This is a genomic window from Candidatus Clostridium radicumherbarum, from assembly GCF_045310525.1.
GTDB classification, from domain to species: domain Bacteria; phylum Bacillota; class Clostridia; order Clostridiales; family Clostridiaceae; genus Clostridium_AT; species Clostridium_AT radicumherbarum.
Genome location: NZ_JBJHZY010000016.1, coordinates 1 through 846, shown reverse-complemented (window position 1 = coordinate 846; position 846 = coordinate 1). Strand labels below are relative to the sequence as shown.

The 846-nt window shown below is 38.7% G+C and carries 1 protein-coding gene; it reads left to right on the top strand.

Annotated features, from left to right (window positions below):
- Window positions 1–16: 16 nt before the first annotated feature.
- Window positions 17–846: elongation factor Tu (locus ACJDUH_RS19680; protein ID WP_406766933.1), on the top strand; the 830-nt coding region annotated here is incomplete at its 3' end.

The following is an 846-nucleotide window of genomic DNA, read 5'->3' as shown; positions in this document are numbered from 1 at the left end:
AAGGGAGGAAAAAGAAATGGCAAAGGCAAAATTTGAAAGAAATAAGCCACATGTTAACATTGGAACAATAGGACACGTAGACCACGGTAAGACAACATTAACAGCAGCAATTACAACAGTATTATCAAAGAAGGGCTACGCAGAAGCAACAAAGTATGACGAAATAGATAAGGCACCAGAAGAAAAAGAAAGAGGAATCACAATAAATACAGCACACGTAGAGTATGAAACAGATAACAGACACTACGCACACGTAGACTGCCCAGGACATGCTGACTATGTAAAGAACATGATAACAGGAGCAGCACAAATGGACGGAGCAATCCTAGTAGTAAGTGCAGCAGATGGTCCAATGCCACAGACAAGAGAACATATACTATTAGCATCCAGAGTAGGAGTTGACTATATAGTAGTATTCTTAAACAAGGCAGATATGGTAGACGATCCAGAATTATTAGAATTAGTTGAAATGGAAGTAAGAGAGCTATTAAGCGAATACAAATTCCCAGGAGACGATATTCCAATAATAACAGGATCAGCATTAAAAGCATTAGAGAACCCAGAAGATCCAGAAGCAACAAAATGCATAATGGACTTAATGGATGCAGTAGATAGCTATATACCAACACCAGAAAGAGCAACAGATAAGCCATTCTTAATGCCAGTAGAAGATGTATTCACAATTACTGGAAGAGGAACAGTTGCAACTGGAAGAGTAGAAAGAGGAATACTAAAAGTAGGAGACGAATTAGAAGTAGTAGGCCTAAGCGAAGAGAGAAGAAAGACAGTATGTACAGGAGTAGAAATGTTTAGAAAGCTTCTTGATCAAGCAATGGCAGGAGACAA